The organism is Candidatus Protofrankia californiensis (assembly GCF_900634765.1).
GTDB classification, from domain to species: Bacteria; Actinomycetota; Actinomycetes; order Frankiales; family Frankiaceae; genus Protofrankia; species Protofrankia californiensis.
Genome location: NZ_CAAAFT010000340.1, coordinates 3,129 through 6,237, shown reverse-complemented (window position 1 = coordinate 6,237; position 3,109 = coordinate 3,129). Strand labels below are relative to the sequence as shown.

At 66.4% G+C, this 3,109-nt stretch carries 3 protein-coding genes; 1 reads left to right on the top strand and 2 read right to left on the bottom strand.

Going from position 1 to position 3,109, the window contains the following annotated elements:
- A partial coding sequence (locus DD1DGNOD_RS17735; RefSeq protein ID WP_165036832.1) for a histidine phosphatase family protein occupies positions 1 to 206 on the top strand: 206 nt, incomplete at its 5' end.
- Positions 207 to 257: 51 nt separating this feature from the next.
- Here DD1DGNOD_RS17735 and DD1DGNOD_RS17730 read toward each other — a convergent pair.
- Complete coding sequence (locus DD1DGNOD_RS17730) at positions 258 to 1,106, bottom strand: alpha/beta fold hydrolase (protein WP_131767577.1); 849 nt, start codon at positions 1,104 to 1,106, stop codon at positions 258 to 260.
- A gap of 277 nt (positions 1,107 to 1,383) precedes the next feature.
- Positions 1,384 to 2,034 (bottom strand): hypothetical protein, encoded by a 651-nt coding sequence (locus tag DD1DGNOD_RS17725; protein WP_206443268.1) that lies wholly within the window; start codon positions 2,032 to 2,034, stop codon positions 1,384 to 1,386.
- Positions 2,035 to 3,109: the final 1,075 nt, after the last annotated feature.

Below are 3,109 nucleotides of genomic sequence, written 5' to 3'. Positions count from 1 at the left end.
GGGCGTCCGAGCCGGGAAGCATGATCGTTGTGACGCATCCGGCGGTCGTCCGCGCCGCGCTGGTCACAGCGATGCGATCGCCTTCGGAGGTGTTCTGGCGCATCGACGTCCCACCGCTGTCCACCACCCTCCTGCACGGGCGCCTGACGTCCGGGCGCGCAGGAGGCGTGGTGTGGACCCTGCGGCACGCCTGCCTGCCGCTGTGAAGTCCGCGGGACCGTCGACGGCGGGGTCAATCCACTACCGCGACGGCTGGGCTAGGTTCTGTCGGCTGCCTGGATGAACTCCCGGATGACCCGAGCGATTCTGGCCGGCTGGTCCAGGGGGATGAGCGTGTAGCTGTCTTCCACCTCGACCAGCCGTCCTTGCGGGAGGAGTTCGGCGAGGCGCCGGCCGTGCTCGGGTGGCATCACGCGGTCCCCGGTTGCCCAGACCACGAGGGCGGGACGATCGAAGCTCGGCAGGTGTTCGGCCGCCTCAAGCATGAGGTGGGTGTCTGCCATTGCTGCCCGCAGCATTCGCACGGCGTCGCGGCGGATCTCAGGCTGCTTCATGACCGGATTCATCCACTGGGCGGTGACAGGGTCCCCTCGTATGGTCAGCCACCCGAATGCGATCGGGAGCCGCCGCAGCGGCCGGAGCCGCATCTGCTGCATGAACAGCCCGAACATCCGGGGCGAGAGCTTGCCGGTGAGCGCGAGTGTCCTGCCTGTCAGCCCTGGCGGGAAGTTGTCGAACGCTTCGCACGAGGCGAGCACAACCCGTCCCACACGGGCGGCGCCGTCGCGGATGAGCAGCTGGACGAGCGCCCCACCGGTGTCGTTGCCGACGAGGGTGACGTCATGCAGATCGAGGCGGTCAAGGAACTCCGCGACCAGTCGAGCTATCCCGGGCAGCGACAGGTCGGCGCCGGCGTGCATCGCGTGACGGTGCGCCCCAAGCGGCAGCGTGGGTGCCACGCATCGGTGATCGACGGACAGATCGGCGATCGGTCCGTCCCATAGCGAGGCGTCCATCATGAGCCCGTGCAACAGCACGATTGCGGGGCCGTCGCCGCCGGTGTCCTCGTAGTCGATTGTCCCGGCGGACAGCTCGATCTCGCTCATGCCCGTCCACCTCCGTGCGGCGCGGCATCCGCGTTGCCGGGGGCGAGGCGATTTGCTGGCGAATGACCAGGTAGGTGGCGGCGCGGGAAGGAGCGCCAGGCGGCACACTCCGTGTCGCCGCTGACGAAGCGAACCTTCTCCCGCTCCACAGACACCCGCACACCGACCTCCGCATGGACCGGAATCATTTCCAAGACGAAGTGAACCACGCGGTTCACTTCGTGTCCATGCGACGTCGACGGTGCTCTGGCGCTACGCGCTCAGCGGTGGCAGGCGGCTATTCCCCGGCGGCTTCTTCTCTGTCCAGCGCACGGACCAAGGCCTCGAACCCGGCGCTGACTCCCGCTGTGTCCCCGCTGGTCAGCCAGTCCACCAAGAAACCGCGTAGGATTGCCATGATCATTTCGGCGACCTCGAGCTTCCGCTGCTCGGACCAGTCCTCCGGACAGATGGACAGGAGCGCGGGCAGATACTGCTTGGACGCCTCCCGCCCAAGTTCCGCATAGCGCCGGGGGTCGTACATCGCCAATCCGATGGCCTGGTCGAGCACCCGCAGCCCTGACTCCTCTCCCATGAGGATGAGCCACACGGCGCGTACCCGCACCGCCAACGTCTGACGGTCCGGTCCGCCGGTGATGGCGGCCAAGGCGTTGTCGATGCGTCTCTCCCGCAGCCGAAGGATCGCCTGCGTGAGCAGGTCTTCGGCTCCATCGAAGTAGTAGAGAAGCACTTTGTGCGTGCTGCCAGCCGCCCGCGCGGCGCGCCGAAGCGAGAAGTCCACCAGGCCGTTGGCCGCGAGGTCGTCGGCGACACGATCGAGCAGGGCCTGGCGCCTCGCCTCGCCCCGGCTCGACCCCGCCGATCGCCGGTAGCCTGCTCGTGTCCGTGAGCCATGAGGTGCACTGCCGTTCATACCGACAGGATCCATGGTCAGACGTCCTCACAAGTGAATGCACGAACCGGCGGATAGCCCGGTGTCTTCATTGGTGGTTGATCAATGAAAGGCTCCGACGCCGAAGACACTGGCAGCAATTCGGCCGGCCGGGACACTACGGCGCCCAGCCGCGCGGCTGCCTCCAGTTCGGTCGAGAATCGACGCAGCCTCCGCAATGCCGCGTCGACGGGCTGTTGAGCCGGAACGCGGTGTTACGATAGAGATCAACATTCGAGACTTCGTTCAGGCCCGAGGATGCTCTTCCCGGTTGGTGGCCCTCCCCGATGCCACGGGACACGTCCACATCACAATTCCTCGGACGACCTCACAGCCTGAGATCAACAGGCTGGCCCGCTCGCCGCGGTACCAGTCCTGAACTGGTTCAGGCTTGACCAGTCGGTGCCGACCCTATCCCGTCATCGGCTCCGCCTCGGTCAATCGGGTTCTGCTCAAGGCCATGGCCGTGGTCCCGGCCGATCGGCACACCACGTGTGGGGAGGCGGTCGAGGAGCTGACGGCGGCGGTCCGGTCGCGTCGGGTGCGCCGCCTGCTCACTGTCGTGGCGTTTCCCATGTTTGCCTTGGTGATGGCTGTCTTCCGATCATCTGTCGAACATCAGGCATGCCAAACCAATCATGAAAACCGCGAAAGCCGAGTCATCATGACGAGGCCCTGGATGAAAAGTCCACCACGTCCAGCACCGCCCCGGCCTGTTGCGGGGTTGTCCGGCCGGGAGCAACCTCGGACTCGAACCCCCATAGCGGCCTGGGGACCTGGGCTTCCGGGAGCGCGCCAGAGGTATGATCGCGCTGCCTTTGGCTCTCTGGCCGGGTTATCCCACGAGTTCAATGTCGGTGAACGGTACGAGCTGGGCAGTCAGCCAAGATGAGCAGTCAGTTAATAAGCTCTATGCGGCATGTCGGGCCGGGCGTCTTCGCAAGGCGGGCGTCGGCCGTGTAAAGCGGGCAGTCGAGGCTCTCGGCGAGCGCTACGTAGCAGGCGTCGTAGGGCGTGACGTTGTTCCGGAGCTCGAATGCTCGCCGGAGCAGCGGGCGAGCCGGGTAGCGGA

Excerpts from the sequence above, each read along its gene's own strand:
- DD1DGNOD_RS17730 (WP_131767577.1), bottom strand. The coding sequence starts at position 1,106 with ATGAGCGAGATCGAGCTGTCCGCCGGGACAATCGACTACGAGGACACC.
- DD1DGNOD_RS17725 (WP_206443268.1), bottom strand. The coding sequence starts at position 2,034 with ATGGATCCTGTCGGTATGAACGGCAGTGCACCTCATGGCTCACGGACA.